Source organism: Micromonospora sp. DT41, from assembly GCF_049841715.1.
In the GTDB taxonomy this organism is placed as follows: Bacteria; Actinomycetota; Actinomycetes; order Mycobacteriales; family Micromonosporaceae; genus Micromonospora; species Micromonospora profundi.
Window position 1 is genome coordinate 139,492 of sequence record NZ_JBNCKU010000010.1, and the last position, 20,813, is coordinate 160,304.

General features: G+C 72.3%; 19 protein-coding genes. 13 read left to right on the forward strand and 6 right to left on the reverse strand.

All coding sequences use genetic code 11. The features are described 5' to 3' along the window. The first annotated feature begins 288 nt into the window (after positions 1 to 288). Genes ACLQ23_RS20020 through ACLQ23_RS20060 form a run of 9 tightly spaced genes read left to right on the forward strand, consistent with a single transcriptional unit; the run spans position 289 to position 9,082 of the window. Positions 289 to 1,197, forward strand: coding sequence for a hypothetical protein (locus ACLQ23_RS20020; protein ID WP_355589201.1), 909 nt, complete (start codon positions 289 to 291; stop codon positions 1,195 to 1,197). After that, on the forward strand, positions 1,194 to 2,789 hold the full coding sequence (locus tag ACLQ23_RS20025; RefSeq protein WP_355630555.1) for a contractile injection system protein, VgrG/Pvc8 family: 1,596 nt from the start codon (positions 1,194 to 1,196) through the stop codon (positions 2,787 to 2,789). The genes ACLQ23_RS20020 and ACLQ23_RS20025 overlap by 4 nt, the downstream gene beginning before the upstream one ends. Continuing rightward, entirely contained in the window at positions 2,789 to 3,127 is a 339-nt protein-coding gene (locus ACLQ23_RS20030) for a hypothetical protein (RefSeq protein WP_425735180.1), read from the forward strand. The genes ACLQ23_RS20025 and ACLQ23_RS20030 overlap by 1 nt, the downstream gene beginning before the upstream one ends. Continuing rightward, on the forward strand, positions 3,124 to 3,552 hold the full coding sequence (locus ACLQ23_RS20035; RefSeq protein WP_425735181.1) for a GPW/gp25 family protein: 429 nt from the start codon (positions 3,124 to 3,126) through the stop codon (positions 3,550 to 3,552). The genes ACLQ23_RS20030 and ACLQ23_RS20035 overlap by 4 nt, the downstream gene beginning before the upstream one ends. Continuing rightward, entirely contained in the window at positions 3,549 to 6,260 is a 2,712-nt protein-coding gene (locus ACLQ23_RS20040) for a putative baseplate assembly protein (protein WP_425880917.1), read from the forward strand. The genes ACLQ23_RS20035 and ACLQ23_RS20040 overlap by 4 nt, the downstream gene beginning before the upstream one ends. After that, positions 6,241 to 6,909 carry a phage tail protein gene (locus tag ACLQ23_RS20045; RefSeq protein WP_355589191.1) on the forward strand — a complete coding sequence of 223 codons (669 nt, stop codon included), beginning with the start codon at positions 6,241 to 6,243 and terminating at the stop codon, positions 6,907 to 6,909. Before ACLQ23_RS20040 ends, ACLQ23_RS20045 begins: the two co-directional genes overlap by 20 nt. Beyond that, on the forward strand, positions 6,906 to 7,835 hold the full coding sequence (locus ACLQ23_RS20050) for a hypothetical protein (protein WP_425880918.1): 930 nt from the start codon (positions 6,906 to 6,908) through the stop codon (positions 7,833 to 7,835). The genes ACLQ23_RS20045 and ACLQ23_RS20050 overlap by 4 nt, the downstream gene beginning before the upstream one ends. Beyond that, positions 7,832 to 8,290 carry a hypothetical protein gene (locus ACLQ23_RS20055; RefSeq protein WP_425880919.1) on the forward strand — a complete coding sequence of 153 codons (459 nt, stop codon included), beginning with the start codon at positions 7,832 to 7,834 and terminating at the stop codon, positions 8,288 to 8,290. The genes ACLQ23_RS20050 and ACLQ23_RS20055 overlap by 4 nt, the downstream gene beginning before the upstream one ends. A 39-nt stretch (positions 8,291 to 8,329) precedes the next feature. Further along, entirely contained in the window at positions 8,330 to 9,082 is a 753-nt protein-coding gene (locus ACLQ23_RS20060; RefSeq protein ID WP_425880920.1) for a hypothetical protein, read from the forward strand. Positions 9,083 to 9,096: 14 nt separating this feature from the next. Here ACLQ23_RS20060 and ACLQ23_RS20065 read toward each other — a convergent pair whose 3' ends face one another. Genes ACLQ23_RS20065 through ACLQ23_RS20090 form a run of 6 tightly spaced genes read right to left on the reverse strand, consistent with a single transcriptional unit; the run spans position 9,097 to position 14,941 of the window. Then, positions 9,097 to 9,948 carry a PmoA family protein gene (locus ACLQ23_RS20065; RefSeq protein WP_425880921.1) on the reverse strand — a complete coding sequence of 284 codons (852 nt, stop codon included), beginning with the start codon at positions 9,946 to 9,948 and terminating at the stop codon, positions 9,097 to 9,099. Continuing rightward, the gene (locus ACLQ23_RS20070) at positions 9,945 to 10,562 is read right to left on the reverse strand and encodes a hypothetical protein (protein ID WP_425880922.1); all 618 of its coding nucleotides are present in this window, start codon (positions 10,560 to 10,562) and stop codon (positions 9,945 to 9,947) included. Before ACLQ23_RS20070 ends, ACLQ23_RS20065 begins: the two co-directional genes overlap by 4 nt. Further along, complete coding sequence (locus ACLQ23_RS20075; protein ID WP_355589179.1) at positions 10,546 to 11,430, reverse strand: carbohydrate ABC transporter permease; 885 nt, start codon at positions 11,428 to 11,430, stop codon at positions 10,546 to 10,548. The genes ACLQ23_RS20070 and ACLQ23_RS20075 overlap by 17 nt, the downstream gene beginning before the upstream one ends. Further along, a complete protein-coding gene (locus tag ACLQ23_RS20080) occupies positions 11,430 to 12,413 on the reverse strand; it encodes a carbohydrate ABC transporter permease (RefSeq protein WP_167943972.1) in 984 nt (327 codons plus the stop codon). Before ACLQ23_RS20080 ends, ACLQ23_RS20075 begins: the two co-directional genes overlap by 1 nt. A 31-nt stretch (positions 12,414 to 12,444) precedes the next feature. Further along, complete coding sequence (locus ACLQ23_RS20085; protein WP_355589176.1) at positions 12,445 to 13,791, reverse strand: ABC transporter substrate-binding protein; 1,347 nt, start codon at positions 13,789 to 13,791, stop codon at positions 12,445 to 12,447. Positions 13,792 to 13,810: 19 nt separating this feature from the next. Next, on the reverse strand, positions 13,811 to 14,941 hold the full coding sequence (locus tag ACLQ23_RS20090) for a LacI family DNA-binding transcriptional regulator (RefSeq protein WP_355589174.1): 1,131 nt from the start codon (positions 14,939 to 14,941) through the stop codon (positions 13,811 to 13,813). Positions 14,942 to 15,180: 239 nt separating this feature from the next. Between ACLQ23_RS20090 and ACLQ23_RS20095 the strand changes: the two genes are divergently transcribed. The 4 genes from ACLQ23_RS20095 to ACLQ23_RS20110 are packed head-to-tail and all read left to right on the forward strand — an operon-like array spanning position 15,181 to position 20,812. Continuing rightward, positions 15,181 to 16,509 carry a Gfo/Idh/MocA family protein gene (locus ACLQ23_RS20095; RefSeq protein ID WP_355589172.1) on the forward strand — a complete coding sequence of 443 codons (1,329 nt, stop codon included), beginning with the start codon at positions 15,181 to 15,183 and terminating at the stop codon, positions 16,507 to 16,509. 54 nt (positions 16,510 to 16,563) lie between these two features. Next, positions 16,564 to 18,027: a glucuronate isomerase gene (uxaC, locus tag ACLQ23_RS20100; RefSeq protein WP_425880923.1), complete on the forward strand. Its 1,464-nt coding sequence runs from the start codon at positions 16,564 to 16,566 to the stop codon at positions 18,025 to 18,027. Next, positions 18,024 to 19,328, forward strand: a complete 1,305-nt coding sequence (locus tag ACLQ23_RS20105; RefSeq protein WP_355589168.1) for an enolase C-terminal domain-like protein — start codon at positions 18,024 to 18,026, stop codon at positions 19,326 to 19,328. Before uxaC ends, ACLQ23_RS20105 begins: the two co-directional genes overlap by 4 nt. After that, a complete protein-coding gene (locus ACLQ23_RS20110; RefSeq protein WP_425880924.1) occupies positions 19,319 to 20,812 on the forward strand; it encodes a mannitol dehydrogenase family protein in 1,494 nt (497 codons plus the stop codon). The genes ACLQ23_RS20105 and ACLQ23_RS20110 overlap by 10 nt, the downstream gene beginning before the upstream one ends. Position 20,813 lies beyond the last annotated feature (1 nt).

Genomic DNA, 20,813 nt, shown 5'->3' on the forward strand with positions numbered 1-20,813 from the left:
AGCGGACGCCGGAGGCGCGGCTAGCGGCCGGCCGGTTGACGTGGCTCGCTCCCCCGGCAGCGGGCCCTGGCCGGCGCTCCCGGACGAGACGGCGTGGCCCGGACAGCCGGCCGCGACGACTGGTCGGGCCGATGGAGCAAGACAGGGACCTCGCGACGACGGATGGGCGTTCAGGACCGCCGACCCGTGGCCGGCGCTACCGGATGACCGACCGCTGTGGACGGTGCCCGGCGAGGCGCTGGACACCACCCGGGTGGACCGGCTGGACCGGGAACAGGCGAGCGACTGATGGAGCGCGTCGCCTTTCTCATCGACTCCTCCGGGGAACGGGTGGACTGCCTGCTCAACCCGGAGACCGTGCAGGTGACACGGCTCGCGGGCGTACGGCATCGGGGCACGGCCGGCGGTCAGCTCACCGGGTCCGGGCTTGCCGACGACCCGTTGGTCTTCACCGGTGGCGGTCGCACCGAGCTGGTGCTCGACCTGCTCTTCGACGTCGAATTCGTCCAGGCGCAGGTCCGTCCGCCCGACGTACGGGTGCTCACCCGTCCGTTGTGGATGCTTGCGGAGAACTCCAGCGCCGAGCACGGGTGGCTGCGACCTCCGCTGGTCCGGCTGGTCTGGGGCAAGACCTGGAACGTGCCCGGGGTGATCATCGCGGTGGCCGAGCGGTTCGACGCGTTCACCGGCACCGGCTCGCCGCGACGTTCCTGGTTACGGCTGAAGTTGGTTCGGGCCGCCGAGACGGCCGACCAGGCGGAGGCCGGCTTCGCCGAGGAACTTGCCGCGGCGAGCACTCCGACCGCCGCGCCCGGCAGCGCTGTGGTCGCCGCCGGTGACGGGGCGGCCGATGCGGGCAGCACCGGCGTGCGCTTCGACCTGCTTGCCAACGACGCGCTCGGGTCGCCGCTGCGCTGGCGGTTGCTGGCCGAGCACAACCGGATCACCGACCCCCTGGCGGTGCCCGCGGGCACGACGCTTGCCGTCCCGCCGCCGAGCAGCACACCGAGCGGCACCACGGGCAGTGGCGCCACGGGCGGCAGCAGCACGAGCACCGACGCCGGTGGGGCGGCGTTGGCCGGGATCGCCCGCGCCGTTGCCGGTGCGGTGGGCTCCGGCGCGTCGTTAGTGGGCACGTCGATCGCCACCAGCGCCGCCAGCTGGTCCCCCACCACCAACCCGGGGGGTACGCCGTGACGAGCATCGCGCCCCGGGCGCTCGCCGTTCTGCTCGACGGGGTCGAGCTGAGCGCACCGGCACGACAGCGGGTCCGTTCGCTGCGGGTGGCGGCGCGACTCGACCAGCCCACCCAGGCCGAACTGGTGCTCGCCACCGGCGCCGGGAGCAGCGCCCTCGACCCCCCGGTACGGCCGGGCACGTCGCTCAACGTGCGCCTCGCCGACCACGCCGACGCGCTGTTCGCCGGTGAGGTCACCTGTGTGGAGGTGGAGTACGCCGCCGATGGCGCGGCGGTGCTGCGCCTGCGGGCGTACGACGCGTTGCACCGGCTGCGCAAGCGGCAGGGGCTGCGGGTCTTCACGTCGGTGACCGCCGCCGAGCTGGCCGGTGAGCTGTGCGGCGAGGTGGGGCTGACGGTGACCGTCGAGTGCGACGGGCCACGGCTGGAGCGGCTGGTGCAGCACCGGCACAGCGACCTGGAGCTGCTGCGTGAGGTGACCGGCCGGGCGGGGTTGCACCTGGCCGCCGACGGCGACGGGGTACGTCTGGTCACGCTGGCCGGCTATGGCGAGCCTGTCGCGTTGGCTCTCGGCGTGGACGTGCACACGCTGCGGTTGGCCACGAACGCCGACCAGGCCAGCGGTGCCAGCGCGGCGTTGGGCTGGCATCCGCAGCGGGCCGAGCCGATCAGTCAGCGGGTCGACGAGGCGCGCTGCGGCCGACCGGCGGGCGACCGTCCGGACCCGGCCGACGTGGGCGCCGACGGGATACGTACCGCCGTGGACCAGCCTGGCCGCAGCGACGACGAGTTGGCGGCGTTGGCGCAGGCCCGCCTGGACACCCGGGCCGCCGCGCTGGTCACCGCCGAGGGCGTGGCCGAGGGGAACCCGGAGCTGCGGCCGGGCCGGCGGATCGCGCTGACCGGCGTGCCCGACCCGGTCGCCGGCGCGTACGTGCTGACCGAGGTGGTGCACACCGTTGACGGAAACGGGCACCTGACCCGGTTCTCCACAGTGCCGCCGCCCGCACCGCCTGCTCAGACGAGCGCCGGTGCGGTGGTCACGCTCGGCACCGTCACCGACGTCGCCGACCCGGACGGGCTGGGCCGCGTACGGCTGACCCTGCCGGCGTACGGGGATCTGGACGCCGGATGGCTCGGCGTGCTGTGCCCGGGTGCGGGGCGCGGCAAGGGGCTGGTGGCTCTGCCCGACCCGGACGACACCGTGCTCGTGGTGTTGCCCGGCGGAGAGCCGGCCTCGGGCATCGTGCTGGGCTCGCTCTTCGGCGCGGTCGAACCGTACGACGCCGGCATCGACGATGGGCGGGCCCGCCGCTGGTCGCTGCGCACCGCGGGTGGGCAGTCGATAGTCGTGGACGACGTACAGCGCAGCCTGCGTCTGGCGACCGAGGGCGGCAGTTTCCTGGAACTGACCCCCGACCTGGCGACCCTGCATGCGGCGACCGACCTGGTGATCTCCGCGCCCGGGCGGGCCATTGTGGTCCGCGCCCGCGGCGTGGACTTCCTGCACGCCGAGTCGACCGAGGACCCGACCACCGCGGCGCGGCAGGCCGCCTCGCTGGCCCGCGCCCACCACGAAGGAGGCGGCTGATGCGCTGGATCCACCGCGACTCGGTGATCACCTGCGATCACGACGGCCGGGTCGAGAACCGGCCGTCGCAGGAGTGGGTGACAGTTACCGCCGTACCGGTGCTGGTGGACGACGACCCGGAAGGTCGCAAGATCGTCGCCTGCCCGAACTACGGCCCGACCATCAAGCCGTGCACGAAGACGCTCACCGTCCGGGTCGGCTACAGCGACTGGGTCCGCGTCGACGGGCACCGGGTGGTCCTGTCGCACCTGGAGGGGTTCACAAACGGCACGCCGCCGGGCGCTGTCCACCACACGGTGCGCGACCCGCGCCAGACGTTCCTGGGGTCGGACCGGTGAGGGCGTTCCGGTTCGTCGGCGCGGGCTTCGACGCCGGGCGGGGCGGAGGGCTGGCGCTCACCGCCGCAGGTGGCCTGGCGATGACCGACGGCGACGAAAGCGTACGCCAGGCGTTGTGTCTGCTGTTGTCGACGACCCCGGGCGAGCGGCTGATGCGACCCGGGTACGGGTCACGGCTACATCGGTTGATCTTCGCGCCGAACGACGACACGACGGCGGGGCTGGCCATCCACTACGTCCGGCAGGCGATCGCCCGTTGGGAGCCCCGGGTCGAGGTGATCGACGTGGACGCCGGGCCGGATCCGGACGACGCGTGGCGGCTGGTGATCCGGCTGGACTACCGGGTGCGGGCCAGCCTGACGCCCGGGCAGTTGGTGTTCTCCGTGGACCTGCTCGCCGCCGACGAACCGGGAGGACCGTCATGACGCTGCCCGTGCCGCACCTCGACGACAGGGGGTTCCTCGACCTGGTCACCGAGGCCCGCGAGCGGATCCGCCAGTCCTGCCCGGCCTGGACCGACCTGTCGGCGCACGACCCGGGCATGGCGCTCGTGGAGGCGTTCGCGCACCTGACCGAGGTGATGATCTACCGGCTGAATCAGTTGCCGGAGAAGGCGTACGTCTCGTTCCTGAACCTGCTCGGGGTGGCCCGGCACGCGCCGACGGCGGCCTGGGCGGACGTGCGGTTCACCCGCAGCGGCACCGATCGGGGCGCGGTACGGATCCCGGCGGGTCTGCGGGTCGCTGCGGCGCGCGGCGCGGATCCCCGGCCCGTCCTGTTCGTCACCACCGAGCCGGCGCTGCTGGCGGCCGGCGAGGCGTCGGTGACGGTCCGGATGCACCACTGCGAGCCGGTGGAGGCGGAGTTGCTTGGTGTCGGCACCGGCCAGCCGGGCCAGGTGCTGCGGGCGTCCCGGGCTCCGCTGGCGCACACCGCCGAGTCGCTGGACCTGCTGCTCGGTGTGGAGGTGCCGGCCGGCTCGGTGGAGTTGGGGGCGGCGGCCCGCGAGCACGACGGCCGAACGTTCGAGATCTGGCAGCCGGCGGACAGCTTCGCCGGGCTCGGACCGCAGGCCAAGGCGTACCTCGTGGACCGTTGTTCGGGCACGATCACCTTCGCCCCGGCCCTCGACCTGCGCCCGCCCGCCGAGGCGACCCGGGCCGACGCGACGCCCACCGACTCGACGCCCGCCGACGCGCCGGCGGACCCGACCCGGTCCGGCGTGACCGCCGGGACGGTGGCGGCGGTGCCGCCGGCCGGGCGGCAGGTCCGGCTCTGGTACCGGGCCGGCGGCGGGCCGACCGGCAACGTGGCGGCGGGCACGCTCACCAGCCTGCGCGATCCCCTGCCGGGGGTACGCGTGGACAACCCCACGCCGGCCGCCGGCGGACGGGAGATGGAGGCGCTGGAGTCGGTGCTGCTGCGCGGCCCGTACGAGTTCTTCGCCCAGCAGCGCGCTGTCACCGCCCGCGACTTCGAGGTGCTGGCCACCGCCTCGGGCGCTGTGGCGCGGGCGCGGGCGTTCACCAGCGCCGCTGTGTACAGCTTCGCCCGGCCGGGCGAGGTGGAGGTGGTGCTGGTGCCGTACGTCCCGCCGACGGCCCGCCCGGGTGGCCGGCTGTCGGTGGCGGTGCTGCGCGAGCACGAGGTGCCCGAGGCGCGGCACCGCGTGGAGGCCGACCTGGAGCAGCGCCGCATGGTGGGCATCCGGTCCCGGGCGACGTGGGCCCGGTTCAAGGCGGTGTCGGTACGGGCGCGCGTGGTGGTCCGGCGCGAGGAGGACGTGGACGCCGTCCGTCGCCGGATCCACGACCGGCTGCACCAGACGCTGAGCCCGCTGCCCACCGCGCTGAACCCGACGGGCTGGCCGTTCGGCGAGCCGCTGCGGGCGTCGAACGTGTACCGGCTGCTGGAGCACGCCGAACCGGGCGTGCGGTACGTCGAGTCGGTGCGGTTCGTTGTCGACGAGGCTCCCGACGCGGAGGTACGTGCCCTCGCCGTCGACAAGTACCAGCCCCGCACCTGGTACGCCGGGCGTGGTCCGGTGCTGTTCCGCTCCAGCAACGCAGGTGCCGGCTGGGAGCCGACCGGCCGGTTCGACGGTGAGACGGTGCTGCGGGTGGCGCCCGCGCCCGCTCCGGTGCGGCCGGGCATCGTGCCGCGTCCCGGCTCGGTGGCGGTGGTGACGCTGCGCGCGTCCGGTGGCTCCCGGGTGCACCTGAGCACCGACCTGGGTGAGACGTGGTCGCTGCTGACCGACCTGGACTCGCGCATCTCCGACGTGGCGTGGCTGGACCGCGACGGCGCGGGTGCGCTGCTGGTGGCCACCGACACCGGTCTGTACGAGGTGTCGTTGCTGCCCGGCGCGGTGCCGTTGCAGATCCTCGTCGACCCGTCCGACGCCGATCGGGGTTTCTACGCGGTGCGGGCGTTCGTCTCCGAGCGGGGTGCGCCCGGTGTGGCGGTGGCGGCGCAGGCCGGTTTCGGGGTGTACCTGTCGACTGCCGGCGGCCGGCCGGGGAGCTTCGCGCACGTCGGTCTGTCGAATGTGGACAACCGGGTGCTGTCGGTGCAGTACGACGGTCCGGCGACGCTGTTGTGGAGCGGCGCCGGCGAGCCGGATCCGAAGAAACCCGGCCAGGGCTGCCACCGCACGCGACTGTTCGAGTCGGACGTGCAGTGGCAAACGGTGCAGGCCGGGTGGGTCGGCGGCACCTGCCGTGATCTCGCGTTCGCCGGCCCGCTGGCGCTGGCGGCCACACAGAGCGGCGGCGTGCTGCGGCTGGACACCCTTGCCGCGCAGCCGCAGTGGCAACCGGTGATGGTCAACTGCGGGTTGCCGCTGCGCGACAGGACCCGGTTCGTACCCGTCGACGCCATCGCTGTGAGCGGCCCCGCGACCGGCGGCGCGACAGGCACCGCGAGCGGCGGCACGACCGGCGGCACGGCAGCCGAGCGGCTGGTCCTGGCCGGCGGTGAGCGTGGGGTGTACCGCAGCGCCGACGCTGTCGACTGGACCGCCAGCGCCAACCAGGCCACCGCCGACGTGGTGACAGTTCCGGACACGTGGCTGCTCTGCTCCGGCGAGCACGACATCGAGGTGGTGCGGCAGGATGCGACGCTCGGCGATTGAGCGGCTGCTGCCCGCCGCGTACCAGCGGGCGTGCGTGCCGGGCAGCGTGCTCTGGGCGCTGCTGGAGGTGATGGAGGGGCTGCACGCCCCGGACGAGGCCATCCTCGCCGAGGTGGACGCCCTGTTCGACCCGTACCGGGCGCCGGACGGGCTGGTCGTGCGGTTGACCCGCTGGGTGGCGATGGACCACGTGGTGGCCGCACCCCGGCCGGACGCCCCGCTGCCGTTGCCGCTGGGCCGGCTTCGTGACCTGGTGGCCAACGCCGCGCTGCTGGCCCGCTGGCGCGGCACCCCGTACGGGATGCGCAGGGCCCTTGAGCTGGCCACCGGTGTGCCGGGCTTCGTCATCGACGAGCCTGTGGAGCAGCCCTTTCACATCGTGGTGCGGGTGCCGGCGACCGCCGCCGGTCAGCTCGCCCTCGTCAACCGCATCGTCGAGGCGGAGAAGCCCGTCGCGGTGACCGCCGAGGTCGCGCTGGACGGCCCGCCGCCACCCGCCCCGGACGGCGGCTCCGACGCGGCGACCCCGACGCCGGCCCCGGACGGCGACTTTGACGCGGCGACCCCGACGCCGGGCCCGGCGATCGGCCGGGCGGCGGTGCCGCACCACCCCGTCTCGCACCCATCTTCCGCAGAGGAGCCGTCATGACCACCGAATGGGCCGTCGTCGCTGCCGCTTCCCAGTTCACACTGGACGCCGGCAACCGGGGCGAGCTGACCTTCACCGTCTCGAATCCGCAGCAGGCGCCGGACACAGTGGTCTTCGACGTCGCACCGGGTGAGGGCAGCCAGCGTGCCTGGTTCACTGTGGCCGAGCCGCAGCGGGTGGTGCCCGGGCAGGGCTCGGTCTCGTTCCTGGTGCGGCTCGCCGTTCCGCCCGGCACCGCGCCCCGCCGCTACGACATGACCGGCTTCGCGTACTCGGCGAACACCGCGCCGGAGGAGAGTTCCCGGTCCAGCGGCCGGGTGACGTACGAGGTTCAGGCGGTGGCCGCGCCGAAGCGGACGCCGTGGCCGTGGATCGCGGCGGCGGTGGCGCTGGTGCTGGTGGTCGGCGGGGTGGTCGGCTATCTGCTGACCCGGCCGGACGGCACCACTCCCGGTGCGCCACGGGTCGTGACGGTGGAGGCGGAGAGCCTCGTCGACGGCGCGACTGTGGAGTCACCGGCCGGGACCGCGGCCACCGTGGTGTCGCAGCCGAACTGCTGCTCGGTGACCTGGTCGGACGACAAGCAGCTGTTCTTCCAGGGCCTGGCCCCGGGTGACCGGGTCAGTCTCACAGTCGACCTGCCGGCAGACGCGGTGTGGCTCTTCTCCGCCGCCCGCACCACCTCCTTCGACTACGCCAACACCATCTGGCAGATCGACGGCACGCAACTCGGGGGCACGTTCTTCGGCTTCACGCCGAAGGTGGTCCTGCAGGACTTCACCGACGTGGGCACGATCCGGCTCGGCGCGGGCCGGCACACGCTCACCCTTGTGGCGGTGGGCCGGACCCAGGGCGTCAACCGCTACTTCGCGGGCGTCGACCAGATCCGCTTCACCGAGGTCAGCGGGGCGGTCGCGCAACGATGAGCGGTAGGCAGAAGCTGTTGTTGGTGACGCTCGCGGTGCTGCTTGTGGCGTCGTTCGCGCTCGCCGTCGGCGTGGGCGGTGGCGAGCGGGGACGCGCGGGCGAACCGTCCGGGCTGGTCGGGCGGCTGAGTGGGCTGGCCGGAGGGAGCAGCACCGTCGACCCGGCGACGGTACGGGCCGACTGCGACCGTACCGCCGACGTGCTCAGCTTCGTCGGTGGCTGCGAGCTGCGGGTGGCCGACCCGGGCGGGCTCAGGACGCTGGTGCTGCGCAGCGGTCGGGCCTTCACGGTGACCGCCCCCGCGCCCCGGGACGCCGACCTCACCGTCCGGGCCGACGCCGAGCCGGGCGACGGCGGCGAGGCTGTCGCAAGGATCGCTGTCGACAGTGCGGCGGTCGTGCTGCTCAGGTGTCCGGGAGGTGTGGCATGCACCGTCACCATCGCCGCCACCTGACCGGCCGACCGGCCGACACCGGCCACGGGGAGGCCCGACATGGGTGACCTACGCAAGCCCTTCCTCCTGCTGGCGTTGGTGGCGGTGACCCTCGTGGTGCTTGTCGAGGTCGGGTCGTCGCTGCTCACCGGCGGCGGGGACGCCACCGGCGCGCTGCGTGCCGGAGCGGTGGACCTCGGAGTGGAGGTGGACGCAGGGGCGATCAGCGAACCCTCCGGACGCGGGACGGGCTATCTGGCGCTCATCGACGCTGTGGCGCTCTGGACGACAGGGCTGTTCTGCCTGAGCCTTGTGCTGCCCGAGCGGACGCACGGCCGGATCCAGGGCGTGGCCACGCTGATCTTCTCGATCCTGCTTCTCCTGGGCTCGCTGGTGCTGCTGATCATCGCCATCGTCGAGCTGACCATCATGGTGTCGCTGTTCCTGGCCGTGCCGTTCGGCACGCTGGCGTACCTGGCGCTGTGGGGGTTCTTCCCGGTGGGCGAGGCGAGCCTGCTGCTGGGGCTGGTGCTGCTGCTGAAGCTGGTCTGGGTGGCGATGCTGCTGCTCGCCCAGCCCCGATTCCTGCAGAACAAGGGCCTGGTGCTGCTGGCGCTCACCACTCTGCTCTGCACTGTCGTGCTGGAGTTCCTGCACCGTCTCGTGCCGGTGGTAGTGGTGAGCATCGTGGACGACGTGGGCGCGCTGGTCTTCGCCATCATCGCCATCGTGTGGGCTCTGGTACTGCTGATCGGCTCGATCCCGGCAGTCGTCAAGTCGGTGCGGGTGACCGCCGCCCTACCCACCCGGTGACGGGTCGGTAGGGCTCACGGGGCCGCCGCGACCAGGGCGGCGGCCCGCTCCGGGTCGAGGGTGCCGTCGGCCACCCACACCCGGTAGTGGCCGTGCCGGGTGTCGCCGGCCGCCACCACGGCCGGCCTGTCGAACGCGAACGCCACGCAGACCCCCGGGTACATGGCGGTCCGCACGAACCACCTGTCGCCGGACCCGAGGCCCGCGAAAACCAGTGTGTACGCCGCACCGCCCGCCCCGACGCCCGCCATGGCCAGCCAGGGCACCGCGCTGCCGTTGAGCGTCTCCTCCCCCGTGGCGTCGGCGCTGAACACCGTCGGCTCAACGTCGGCGACGGCCCGCCAGAAGAACCCGCCGTAGCCGGCCCCGCCGGGGCGCCCGTTCGTGGCCGGGCTGCCCAGGCGTACCTCGTGACCGGGCGGTGCGGTGAGCGCGCAGGTCAGGTCGAGTCGCCAGACGTCCGGCGCGACGGCCGACGCGGCGAGCCGCCGATACTCGGTGAGCAGCACCTGCCCGTGGGCGTCGCGCCACTGCGCGTCGTGTGCAAGCCGGTCGGCGGCCTGCTCGGTCCAGCCGGTGTGCGCGATCCGCCCGTGGTCGTCACGCCAGGTGTAGCCGACGTCCCGGACGTAGGTGCGCCCGCCCCACAGATTGGCACCGTTGACGTCCTGCACTGCCAGGGACGCGCCGAGGTGCCAGACGTGGTCGGCGGGCAGCGCGTCGGTGACGACGGTGCCGGCGAGGGTGCGTACCGGGTGCAGGTAGGGGCGGGGCCCGTGTCGCGCGTCCAGCGGCGGGTCGACCACGTACCGGGCCACCTCCGTCGCGCCGACGAGCAGCCGCGCGGGCTCCGGCCCGGTGCTCACTGCACCTCCGCACGGGCGAGGGCCGGCCAGCGGCCGGCGACGGCGTGCAGGGCTGCCACCGTGTAGCCGGCGAGGATGGGCACCGCCACCGGCGTGACGAGGACGGCGAGCAGCCCGGCCAGCGCTGTCACTGCGCTCACCGCAGCCCAGCGGGTGGGCGCGTCCAGGCAGGCGCGAGCGGCGCGGCGGGCCGCCGCCCGCCACCGCCGGCAGCCGCCGACCTCGACGACTACCAGCCCCGCGTACCCGGCCAGGCCGGCGGCGACCAGGGCGGTCACCGCCAGCGCCACCACCCCGCCGGGCACCCGCCCGATGGCTAGCGCCGCCAGGTTGACGGCGAGCAGCCCGACCACGGCGAGCGCCAGCAGGCTGACCGGCACGCCGGGCAGCACCGACCGGCCGTACCGGCGCACTGTGGTCCGGGCCGACGGCCAGCTACCGGTACGCGTCCAGTCGTGCACGGCGGCGCTGGCCGTGCCCGCCGCGGCGGCGGCGGTCAGGACAGGTGCCGCCGCGAGCGTCAGCAGGATGCCGAGCAGCGCCAGGTCGGCGGCGTCGCGGGCGACGTCACGCCAGTCGCGGCGGCCGCCCTCCGGTTCAGCCCTTGATTCCACTGGTGTTGATCCCCTCGACGAGCATCCGCTGGAACGCCACGAAGAACAGGAAGACCGGCAGCAGCGACAGCACCGACATGGCGAACATCGGCCCGACCGCGCTCTGGCTTGTCGAGTCGATGAACAGGGTCAGCGCGACAGGCACTGTGTAGTCCTCCAGTTGGGACAGGAAGACGAGCTGCCGGAAGAAGTCGTTCCAGGTCCAGATGAACGAGAAGATCGCCGTGGTGACCAGCGCGGGACGGCTCAGCGGCAGGATGACGTACCGGAAGATGCCGTACGGGCCGGCGCCGTCGATCCGGGCCGCCTCGTCCAGCTCGCGCGGGACTCCCCGCATGAACTGCACCATCAGGAACACGAAGAACGCCTCGGTGGCCAGGAACTGCGGGATGAGCAGCGGCAGGTACGGCCACTCGCCGCCGACCAGGCCCAGCGTCCGGAACAGGATGTACTGCGGCACGATCAGCACGTGGCCGGGCAGCAGCAGCGTGCCGATCATGACGGCGAACCACATTCCGCGCAGCCGGAACCGCAGCCGGGCGAAGGCGTACGCGGCCAGCAGGCAGGAGAGCCCGTTGCCCACGACGGTGAGCAGGCTGACCATCGCGCTGTTGAGGAAGAACCGGCCGAAGCTGACGTCGAAGTTGGACCACCCGTCGGTGTAGTTGCCCGGGGTGAACCGCTCGGGCAGGAGCCCGATGTTGTTGACGATCTCCTCCTGGGACTTCACCGAGGTGCCCACCATCCAGATGAGCGGGTAGAGCACCACAGCGACGATCGCCACCAGGATCAGCAGTCGCAGTACGGGCCTGCCGCCGGGCCGTCGGCGCGCGGTCGGCGCCGCTGCGGTCGGGGTCACCGCCACCATCACCGGTCCTCCCCGTCGGAGTAGTGCACCCAGAACCGTCCGGTGCTGAAGAAGATCGCGGTGATCACCGCGATGGCGAGCAGGAACACCCAGGCCATCGCCGAGGCGTAGCCCATTTCGAGGTCGGTGAAGCCGGTGATGTAGAGGTTCAGGGTGTACATCAGTGTGGAGTCGACAGGGCCGCCGGTGCCGTTGCTGAGCACGAACGCGGCAGTGAAGCCCTGGAAGCCGTTGATCGTCTCCAGCACCAGGTTGAAGAAGATCACCGGAGACAGCATCGGCAGGGTGATGTTGCGGAACTGGCTGAACCGGCCCGCCCCGTCGACGGAGGCGGCCTCGTACAGCTCGGTGGGCACCTGCTTGAGCCCGGCCAGGAAGATCACCATCGGCGCGCCGAACTGCCAGATGGCAAGCACCATGAGCGTCTGAAGAGCCCAGTCCGGGTCGTTGACCCACGGCTTGCCCTCGATGCCGAAGAGACTCAGCAGCGAGTTGAACGCGCCGTCGCGGTTGAACATGTTGACCCAGACGATGGCCAGCGCGACGCTGCCGCCGAGCAGCGACGGCAGGTAGAACAGGCCACGGAAAAGCCCCACCCCGCGCCAGGCGCGGTTGAGCAGCAGCGCCACGCCGAGCGCGGCGGCAAGCTTCAGCGGTACGGCGATCAGCGCGAACGTCAGTGTGACCCGCACCGAGTGCCAGTACGACGGGTCGGCGGTGAACATCCGCTCGTAGTTGGCGAGCCCCACCCACTGCGCCTCGGAGAAGGGGGTGAGGATGTCGTAGTTGGTGAAGCTCAGGTAGAGCGACAGCAGCATGGGGACCGCCGTGATGCCCATCAGGCCGATGAGCCACGGCGACAGGAAGACGTACCCCGCCAGACCTTCGCTGTGCCGGATACGCCCGGGCCCACGCTTCTCAGCGTGGGCCCGGTCGGTTCCGGGGCCGCGTCGGGTCGGGTCGGGCGCCGTGGTCAGCGCCACGAACGGCTCCTCTCCTCGCCTCGTGGGGCGGTCAGGCGATGGCGGCCTTGCACGCCTCGACGAACTGGGCGGCGGCCTGGGCGGGGGTGGCGCGGCCGTACTGGGCGTTCTCGGCGGCCTTGATCAGCTCGGACTTGACCTTGCTGTGGCCCTTGATCGGGACCTGCGGGGACTCGCCGAACTTCTCGGTAAGCTCCGCCTCGACGGCGATGGACTGCTTCATTGCCGGATCGGTGGTGTCGTCGCTGACCACCCGGCGCAGGTCCAGGTTGGACGGCAGGCCCCGGTCGGTGCCGAGCAGCTTGACCGCCTCGGTGTCGTTGTTCAGGAAGTTGATCACGTCGACCGCGACGTCCTTGTGCTTGCTGCCCTTGAACACCGACCAGTACATGGAGGCCCGTGCCCACTGGGCGCTCGGGTCACCCGGGTAGGCGATCACGCCCAGCTCGTCCTTCGTGTTCTTCTTCAGGTCGGGCATCTGGTTGGCCCAGACCCATGAGGTCGCCGACTTGCCGGTGACCACCAGCTGCTTGCTGATGTCGCTGGAGTTGCCCTCGTGGATGACGTCAGCGGTCGGGGTGGCCTTGCGGTCCCGGGCGCCCTTCCACAGCTCGAACCACTTGGTCACGTCCTCGGCGCCGAAGCCCAGTTCCTTGCCCTTGTAGAGGTCCTTGCCCTGCTGGCGTAGCCAGACCCAGAACGCCTTGTAGTCGGCGCTCGGGTCCTGGGTGCCGGGCACGCCGGTCTTCTTCGCCACCTGCTCGGCCCAGGCGATGTGCTGCTCCCAGGTCATTCCGGTGGTGGGCTCGGGCAGGTTGTTCTTGATCAGCAGCGTCTTGTTGTAGACCAGACCCTGCGTGTTCTCCCCTGCGGCCAGGCCGGCGAGCTTGCCGTCGACAACGCCGTACTGCCAGAGGCTCTTGGGGAACTTGGAGGTGTCGAGCTTGCCGGACTCCTGGTACGGGGTCAGGTCAAGCGTGGTGTTGCGGGCCGCGTACTCGGACAGGTAGTTGTCGTCGATCTGGAACAGGTCCGGCGGGTTGCCGCCGGCGGTGAGCGTGGCCAACTTGTCGAAGTAGCCCTGGTTGGCCTGCCAGGTCTTCTCGAACGTCACGTTCGGGTTCTTCTTGGTGTAGAGGGCCAGGGCGTCCTCGGTCAGCTTGGCCCGGGCGTCGGCGCCCCACCAGAAGATGGAGAGCTTGATCGGGGCGTTCGGGTCGGCCGCGGAGTCGTCGTCTCCGCAGGCGGCGGCACCGAACATCAGCGGTGCGGCCACCGCCACGGCCAGCAGGCCGCGCAGCAGCCGCCGCCTCGGTACGGCGGTACGGCCAGCGCGCCCGGCGGGCGCGCCAGTGGTGGGGGGCATAGCGGGGTGCATGTGCGCTCACTCCTCGGCATTAGGAGGCGACGGCGTCACCGGTGGCCGCAGTCGGGATGCCCGGGCCCGCAGGGCGATGCGGTTCCGGGCCAAGCGGTGCGGCCAGGGGACGTTCCGGTCGGGCGTGTGGGCCCGGGCCGGTCGAGTCGCGGATGACCAGGTCGGTCTGGAGCATTACCTGTGCGGTGGTACGACGGACGCCGAGCGCCGTGCCTGCACCGGACCCCCGCGCACCGCGCGGTGACTCGATGTCCTGTTGCAGCAGCATGTCGACGGCCGTCCGGCCGGCGGCCCCGGTGGGTGTGGCCACCGTCGTCAATTTGGGGCGGGTGAGCCGACTCAGGGTGATGTCGTCGACCCCGACGACACTCACCTCCTGCGGCACCCGGACCCCGAGCGCGTCCAGCCCCTCGATGAGGCCGATCGCCATCAGGTCGTTGTAGGCGAGCACCGCCGACACGCCGCTGCGGCGTACCTGCTCGGCGACGGCGGAACCGCCGATCTCGGTGGGAGCGTTGGGGCCGAGCACCGTCAGTTCCGCCCCGCCGGCCCGGGCGGCCGCTGTTGCCGCCCGGCGCATCTCGCGGTTGGTCCACGAGCTGCGCGGCCCGCCGAGCAGCGCGATGCTGCGGTGGCCCAGGCCGACCAGGTGCTCGATCGCGGCGCGGGCGCCCTGCCCGACGTCCATGAGGACGCAGGGCAGGCCTGTCACCTGACGGTTCACCACTACCAGCGGCACCTCGCGGCTGAGCTGTTCGATGAGGCTGTTGCTCATCCGCGGGCTGCACAGCAGCACCCCGTCCACCTGCTTGGCGAGGGCGTGGACCAACTCCTCCTCGGCCGCCGGGTCCTCATTGGTGTCGGCAACGAACACGTGGTAGTCGCGGTGCCGGGCCTGGCTCTCCGCCGCCTTGATCAGCGGCGGGAAGAACGGGTTCGCGATGTCGGCGATGATCAGGCCGATGTTGTGCGTCCGCCCGGTGATCAGGGCTCGGGCGGCCCGGTTGGGCCGGTAGCCCAGATCCTCCGCGCAGGCCAGCACCCGGACTCGGGTCTCGGGGTTGACCAGGTGCGGTGCAGAGAAGGTGCGGGACACGGTGGAGATGTGCACGCCGGAGGCGCGGGCGACGTCCCGGATGGTGACTGGCACGGCGGCCCCTTCGTCCGATGTGGCGGCGGTCACGCAGGTGCCGCCCATTAATGCAAACGGTTGCTCCAGTGTCAACGGTCAATGATTACGGTTCTGTTGCGCCAACGTCCCTCGGGGTGACGTTCAAGCCCACAAACACTGACATTTGCCGCCGATTGCGCCAGCGTCGTTGACGACAACGGATCGACCGTGGTTACTTCACTGCAAACCTTTGCAGGATCACCCGGGGAGGCGACCGAATGTCACCGAGATCCGACGGACTCCTCCGGTACGCCGTCGTGGGCACCGGCGCGCGGGCCGAGATGTTCGTCCGCGCCCTGGTGCTCGACCACGCCGAGACGACCGACCTCGTCGCCTTCGCCGACGTCAACCAGGCCCGGATGGACGCGCACAACAGGTGGCTCACCGAGCTGGGCCACCGTCCGGTGCCGACGTACCCGGCCGCCGACTTCGCCGCCATGCTGGACAAGGAGCGCGTCGACGTCGTGCTGGTCACCAGTGTGGACGTCACACACGACGAGTACGTGGTGGCAGCGCTGCGCGCCGGCCGGGACGTCGTCACCGAAAAGCCGATGACAGTGGACGCTCCACGCTGCCGACGGATCCTGGACGCGGTGGCCGAGACCGGCGGCCGGGTGAACGTCGCCTTCAACTACCGCTACAACCCGTTGCACGAGCAGGTACGCCGTCTGCTCGCCGAGGGCGCGGTCGGCGAGATCGGCTCGGTGCACTTCGAGTGGCTGCTCGACGTGCGGCACGGCGCCGACTACTTCCGCCGCTGGCACCGCGACAAGGCCACCTCGGGCGGGCTGATGGTGCACAAGGCCAGCCACCACTTCGACCTCGTCAACTGGTGGCTGGACGCCACCCCCGTCGAGGTGTACGCCGCCGGCCGGCTCTTCTTCTACGGCGAGGACGGGCGCCGGCACGGCTACGCCCGCGACTACGACCGGGCGTACGGCTCCCCCGCCGCCGCCGACGACCCGTTCGCGCTGCGGCTGGACGCGCATCCCCGACTGCGGGAGCTGTACCTCGACGCCGAGGCCGAGGACGGCTACCAGCGCGACCGCAACGTCTTCGCTTCCGGCGTGACGATCGAGGACGACATGGCGGTGCTGGCCCGCTACTCCACCGGCGCCACGATGACCTACCACCTCACCGCGTACGCGCCCTGGGAGGGCTACCGGGTGATGGTCAACGGCAGTCGGGGCCGGCTGGAGCTGGAGGTCACCGAGAACGACTTCGTCGACAGGGGCACCGCCGGCGCGGTCAAGGGCGCCGCCCTGCACGGCGTCGAGGCGGCACCCGAGGGCGGCGGCGCGACGCTCACGGTGCGCCCGTTCTGGGAACCGCCCCGGCAGATCCCCGTGGAGGGTCGCAGCCGGCACGGCCACGGCGGCGCGGACGTCCGGATGACAGGGGTTCTCCTCGGCGGCCAACCCGACCCGCTGCATCGCGCCGCTACCGCCGAGGACGGCGCGCTGGCACTGCTCACCGGCCTGGCCGCCAACCGGTCCTTCGAGACCGGCCAGCCGGTCCGGGTGGCCGACCTGCTCAACCCCCGCTGACCGGTGGCCGACCCGCTCGCCCTCCGCTGACCCACCGACGAGGAGTCCGTCCCCGTGCCGACGACCGACCATACCGACCTGCTCCTGCCCGCGGAGCCGAGCCAGCGCGCCCTTGCCCGGGAGTTGTACGCCCTCGCCGCGCAGCAGCCCATCATCTCGCCGCACGGGCACGTCGACCCCGCACTGCTGGCACAGGACCAGCCGTTTCCGGATCCGGCGCGGCTGCTCATCGTGCCCGACCACTACCTGACCCGGATGTTGCTCAGTCAGGGCGTACCCCCTGCGCAGTTGGGTGTGCCCACCCGCGACGGCAGCCCGGCGGAGACCGACGGCCGGGTGATCTGGCGGCGCTTCGCCGCGCACTGGCACCTGTTCCGGGGCACCCCTTCGCGGCTCTGGTTGGAGCAGACGTTCCGGACGGTGTTCGGGGTGGACACCCCGCTGCGCCCGTCGACAGCCGACGACGTCTACGACGAGGTGGCGGCGCGGCTGGCCGAGCCGGACTTCCGGCCCCGGGCGCTGTTCGAGCGGTTCAACATCGAGGTGCTCGCCACCACCGAGTCGCCGCTGGACGACCTCGGGCAGCACGCCAAGCTCGCCGCCGACGGCTGGGGTGGGCCGGGCGGCCGGGTGGTCACCACCTTCCGCCCGGACGACGTGGTGGACATGGAGTTCGAGGGCTGGTCGACGAACGTGCAGCGCCTCGGTGCCCTTGCCGGCGAGGACACCGGCACGTACGCCGGTTATCTGGCCGCGCTGCGGAGCCGGCGGGCCGCGTTCATCGCCGCCGGGGCGACCTCGTCCGACCACGGGCACCCCACCGCGCGGACACTCGACCTGGCACCCGGGGAAGCCGCCCGGCTGTACGACAGGGGCCTGCGCGGCGAGGCAGACGCGGCCGACGCGGAGGCGTTCCGGGCGAACATGCTCGTGGAGTTCGCCCGCATGTCGCTCGACGACGGCCTTGTCATGCAACTGCACCCCGGCGCGGTGCGCAACCACAACCGCTGGCTGCACGCCCGGCACGGGCGCGACGTCGGCGGCGACATCCCGCAGGTCACCGAGTACGTGCACGCGCTCGCCCCGCTGCTGGAGCTCTACGGCAACGACCCCCGGCTGCGGGTGGTGCTCTACACCCTCGACGAGGACACCTTCACCCGCGAACTGGCGCCCCTGGCCGGCGGCTACGCGGCCCTGCTGCTCGGCGCGCCCTGGTGGTTCCTGGACTCCCCCGAGGTGCTGCGCCGGTTCCGGGAGACGGTCACCGAGACCGCCGGCTTCTACAACACGGCCGGGTTCGTCGACGACACCCGGGCATTCTGCTCCATCCCGGTCCGCCACGACGTGGCCCGCCGGGTCGACGCCGGCTTCCTGGCCCGGCTTGTCGCCGAGCACCGGCTGCCCATGGACGAGGCAGCCGAGACCATCGTCGACCTGGCGTACCGGCTGCCCCGGCAGGTCTTCAACTTCGGGCGGGAGCGGAGCCCCGCAGTCGCAAACGAAAGGCAGGCCCAGTGAGTGTCACAATCACCTCCGTCGAGGTGCACGACGTGCGGTTCCCGACCGCGGCGCGGGGCGACGGCTCCGACGCGATCAACCGGGGTGACTACTCGGCGACGTACGTGGAGTTGGGCACCGACGCCGGGCCGACCGGCGCGGGGTTCACCTTCACCAACGGCCGGGGCAACGAGATCACCTGCGCGGCGGTACGCGCGCTCGCCCACCACGTACGGGGGCGCACGGTCGAGGAGATCGCCGCCGAGCCTGTGGCGTTCTGGCGCTCGCTCAGCGCCGACGTGCAGTTGCGTTGGCTGGGGCCGGAGAAGGGCGTCATCCACATGGCGACCGGCGCGCTCGTCAACGCCGTCTGGGACCTGCGGGCGACCCTCGCCGGCAAGCCGATGTGGCGGTTCCTCGCCGAACTGCCGACCGATGAACTGGTCGCCAGTATCGACTTCAAGCACATCACCGACGCGCTCACCCCGGACGACGCCGCCGCCATCCTCGACAAGGGATTGATCGGATCCGATGGCCGGCTCGCGGAACTCAAGCAGATTGGTTTCCCTTCGTACACCACCTCCGTCGGGTGGCTCGGATACCCCGACGAGAAGGTGCGGGCGCTTACCCGGCAGGCGTACGACGAGGGTTGGCGGGCCATGAAGATGAAGGTCGGTGGCCCGCTCGCCGACGACCTGCGCCGGGCCCGGATCATCAGGTCCGAGATCGGCCCGGACGCGCTGCTGATGATGGACGCCAACCAGGTCTGGGACGTCGACGAGGCCATCGCCGCGATGACAGTGCTGGCCGAGGTCGACCCGTACTGGATCGAGGAGCCCACCCACGCCGACGACATTCTCGGGCACGCGCGGATCGCCCGCGCGGTGACCGAGCTGACCGGCGGCCGGTGCCGGGTGGCCACCGGTGAGGTGGCCGCCAACCGGGTGATCTTCAAGCAGCTGCTCCAGGCCGACGCGATCGGCGTGATGCAGATCGACGCGTGCCGGGTCGGCGGTGTCAACGAGGTCCTGGCCGAGCTGCTGCTGGCCGCGAAGTTCGGGGTGCCGGTCTGCCCGCACGCGGGCGGTGTCGGGCTCTGCGAGTACGTCCAGCACCTGGCGATCTTCGACTACCTGCGGGTCGGCACGGCACTGGACGGGCGGATGGTCGAGTACGTCGACCACCTGCACGAACACTTCGTCGACCCGGTCCGCACCCGCGACGGCCGCTACCTGCTGCCCGAGCGGCCCGGCTACAGCGCCACGATGAAGCAGGCGTCGATCGCCGAGTTCCGCTTCCCGGACGGTCCGGCATGGCGGTGACCGTCGGCGCGTCCCGGCTCGGCCTGAGTGTGCTGCGCCAGTTGCCCGCCGAGTCCCGACCGATCGTCCGGCCAGGCACCGTGCCGACAGGCGTCGTCCACATCGGACTTGGCGCGTTCCACAGGGCGCACCAGGCCGTCTACACCGAGGCGGCGATCGGCGCGGCCGGCGGCGACTGGGGCATCATGGCCGTCGCCCCGCGCAGCACCGCGCTGGTCGAGGCGCTCGCCGCGCAGGACAACCTGTTCAGCGTCAGCACCCTCTCCGCCGCCGGCAGCGCCACGCGGGTGGTGGGGGCCCTGAGCGGCGTACGCCACGCCGCAAGCGACCCGGACGCCGTCGTGGCACTGCTCGCCGACCCGGCGGTGCGGGTGGTGACGCTCACTGTCACCGAGAAGGCACACCAGCTCGACCCGGTGACCGGCCGGTTGTGCCCGGACCAGCCGCTCGCGGCGGACCTGGCCGGGGGCCGCCCGCCGAGCACCGTACCGGGGCTGCTGCTGCGCGGGCTGGCCGCCCGCGCAGCAGCGGACGCCGGGCCGATTGCCCTGGTGAGCTGCGACAACCTGCCCTCCAACGGCAGGCGTCTGCGCGGCATGGTCGATCAGGCGGTCGGCCAGGCGCAGGGGGTGCCCGCCGGGTTTGTCGACTGGGTGGCCGGCAACGTCACCTGCCCGGGCACCATGGTGGACCGGATCGTGCCGGCCAGCACCCCGGAGACGATCGAGGCGGCCCGTCTGGCGCTCGGCGTGACCGACCTGGCGGCGGTGGCCGCCGAGCCGTACATGCAGTGGGTGATCGAGGACGACTTTCCCGGCGGCCGGCCCGGCTGGGAGCACGCCGGTGCGGTGCTCACCGGCGACGCCGGCCCGTGGGAACGGCTGAAGCTGCGCACCCTCAACGGCGTGCACTCGGCAGTGGCGTACCTGGGTGCGCTGGCCGGGCGCGAGACGATCGCCGACGCGCTGCTGATCCCGCACCTTCCCGACGTGCTGCGCCGGCTGATCGCCGAGGACGTCGCGGCGAGCTTCACCCCGCCGGACGGCGTCCGGGTCGTCGACTACGGCGAGCAGGCCCTCGATCGGTTCGCCAACCCGGCGATCCACCACCGCACCCTCCAGGTGGCGATGGACGGGTCGCAGAAGTTGCCACAGCGCATCCTGCACACCATCGCCGACCTGCGGGCTGCCGGCCGGTCCGCGCGCTGGGGCGCGCTTGTCGTGGCGGCCTGGCTGCGCTTCGCGCTGGGGTACGCCGACGACGGCCGGCCACTGCCGTTGCAGGATCCCCTCGCCGGGCCGATCCGGGCGGCGCTGGACGCCGGGAAGCAGAGCCCGGCGGGCACCGTGGACGCGATCTTCGCGCTGCGTGACGTCATCCCGGTCGAGGTGGCCGAGGACGACGAGGTACGCACCGAGGTGATCGCCTGGCTGACCGCGCTGGAGCGCCACGGCGTCGAGGCCACGTTGGCCGGTGCCCGGTGAA

Coding starts and splice junctions, on each gene's coding strand:
- ACLQ23_RS20020 (WP_355589201.1), top strand. CDS start 289: ATGGAGCGCGTCGCCTTTCTCATCGACTCCTCCGGGGAACGGGTGGAC.
- ACLQ23_RS20030 (WP_425735180.1), top strand. CDS start 2,789: ATGCGCTGGATCCACCGCGACTCGGTGATCACCTGCGATCACGACGGC.
- ACLQ23_RS20040 (WP_425880917.1), top strand. CDS start 3,549: ATGACGCTGCCCGTGCCGCACCTCGACGACAGGGGGTTCCTCGACCTG.
- ACLQ23_RS20045 (WP_355589191.1), top strand. CDS start 6,241: ATGCGACGCTCGGCGATTGAGCGGCTGCTGCCCGCCGCGTACCAGCGG.
- ACLQ23_RS20050 (WP_425880918.1), top strand. CDS start 6,906: ATGACCACCGAATGGGCCGTCGTCGCTGCCGCTTCCCAGTTCACACTG.
- ACLQ23_RS20055 (WP_425880919.1), top strand. CDS start 7,832: ATGAGCGGTAGGCAGAAGCTGTTGTTGGTGACGCTCGCGGTGCTGCTT.
- ACLQ23_RS20060 (WP_425880920.1), top strand. CDS start 8,330: ATGGGTGACCTACGCAAGCCCTTCCTCCTGCTGGCGTTGGTGGCGGTG.
- ACLQ23_RS20075 (WP_355589179.1), bottom strand. CDS start 11,430: ATGGTGGCGGTGACCCCGACCGCAGCGGCGCCGACCGCGCGCCGACGG.
- ACLQ23_RS20085 (WP_355589176.1), bottom strand. CDS start 13,791: ATGCACCCCGCTATGCCCCCCACCACTGGCGCGCCCGCCGGGCGCGCT.
- ACLQ23_RS20095 (WP_355589172.1), top strand. CDS start 15,181: ATGTCACCGAGATCCGACGGACTCCTCCGGTACGCCGTCGTGGGCACC.
- ACLQ23_RS20110 (WP_425880924.1), top strand. CDS start 19,319: ATGGCGGTGACCGTCGGCGCGTCCCGGCTCGGCCTGAGTGTGCTGCGC.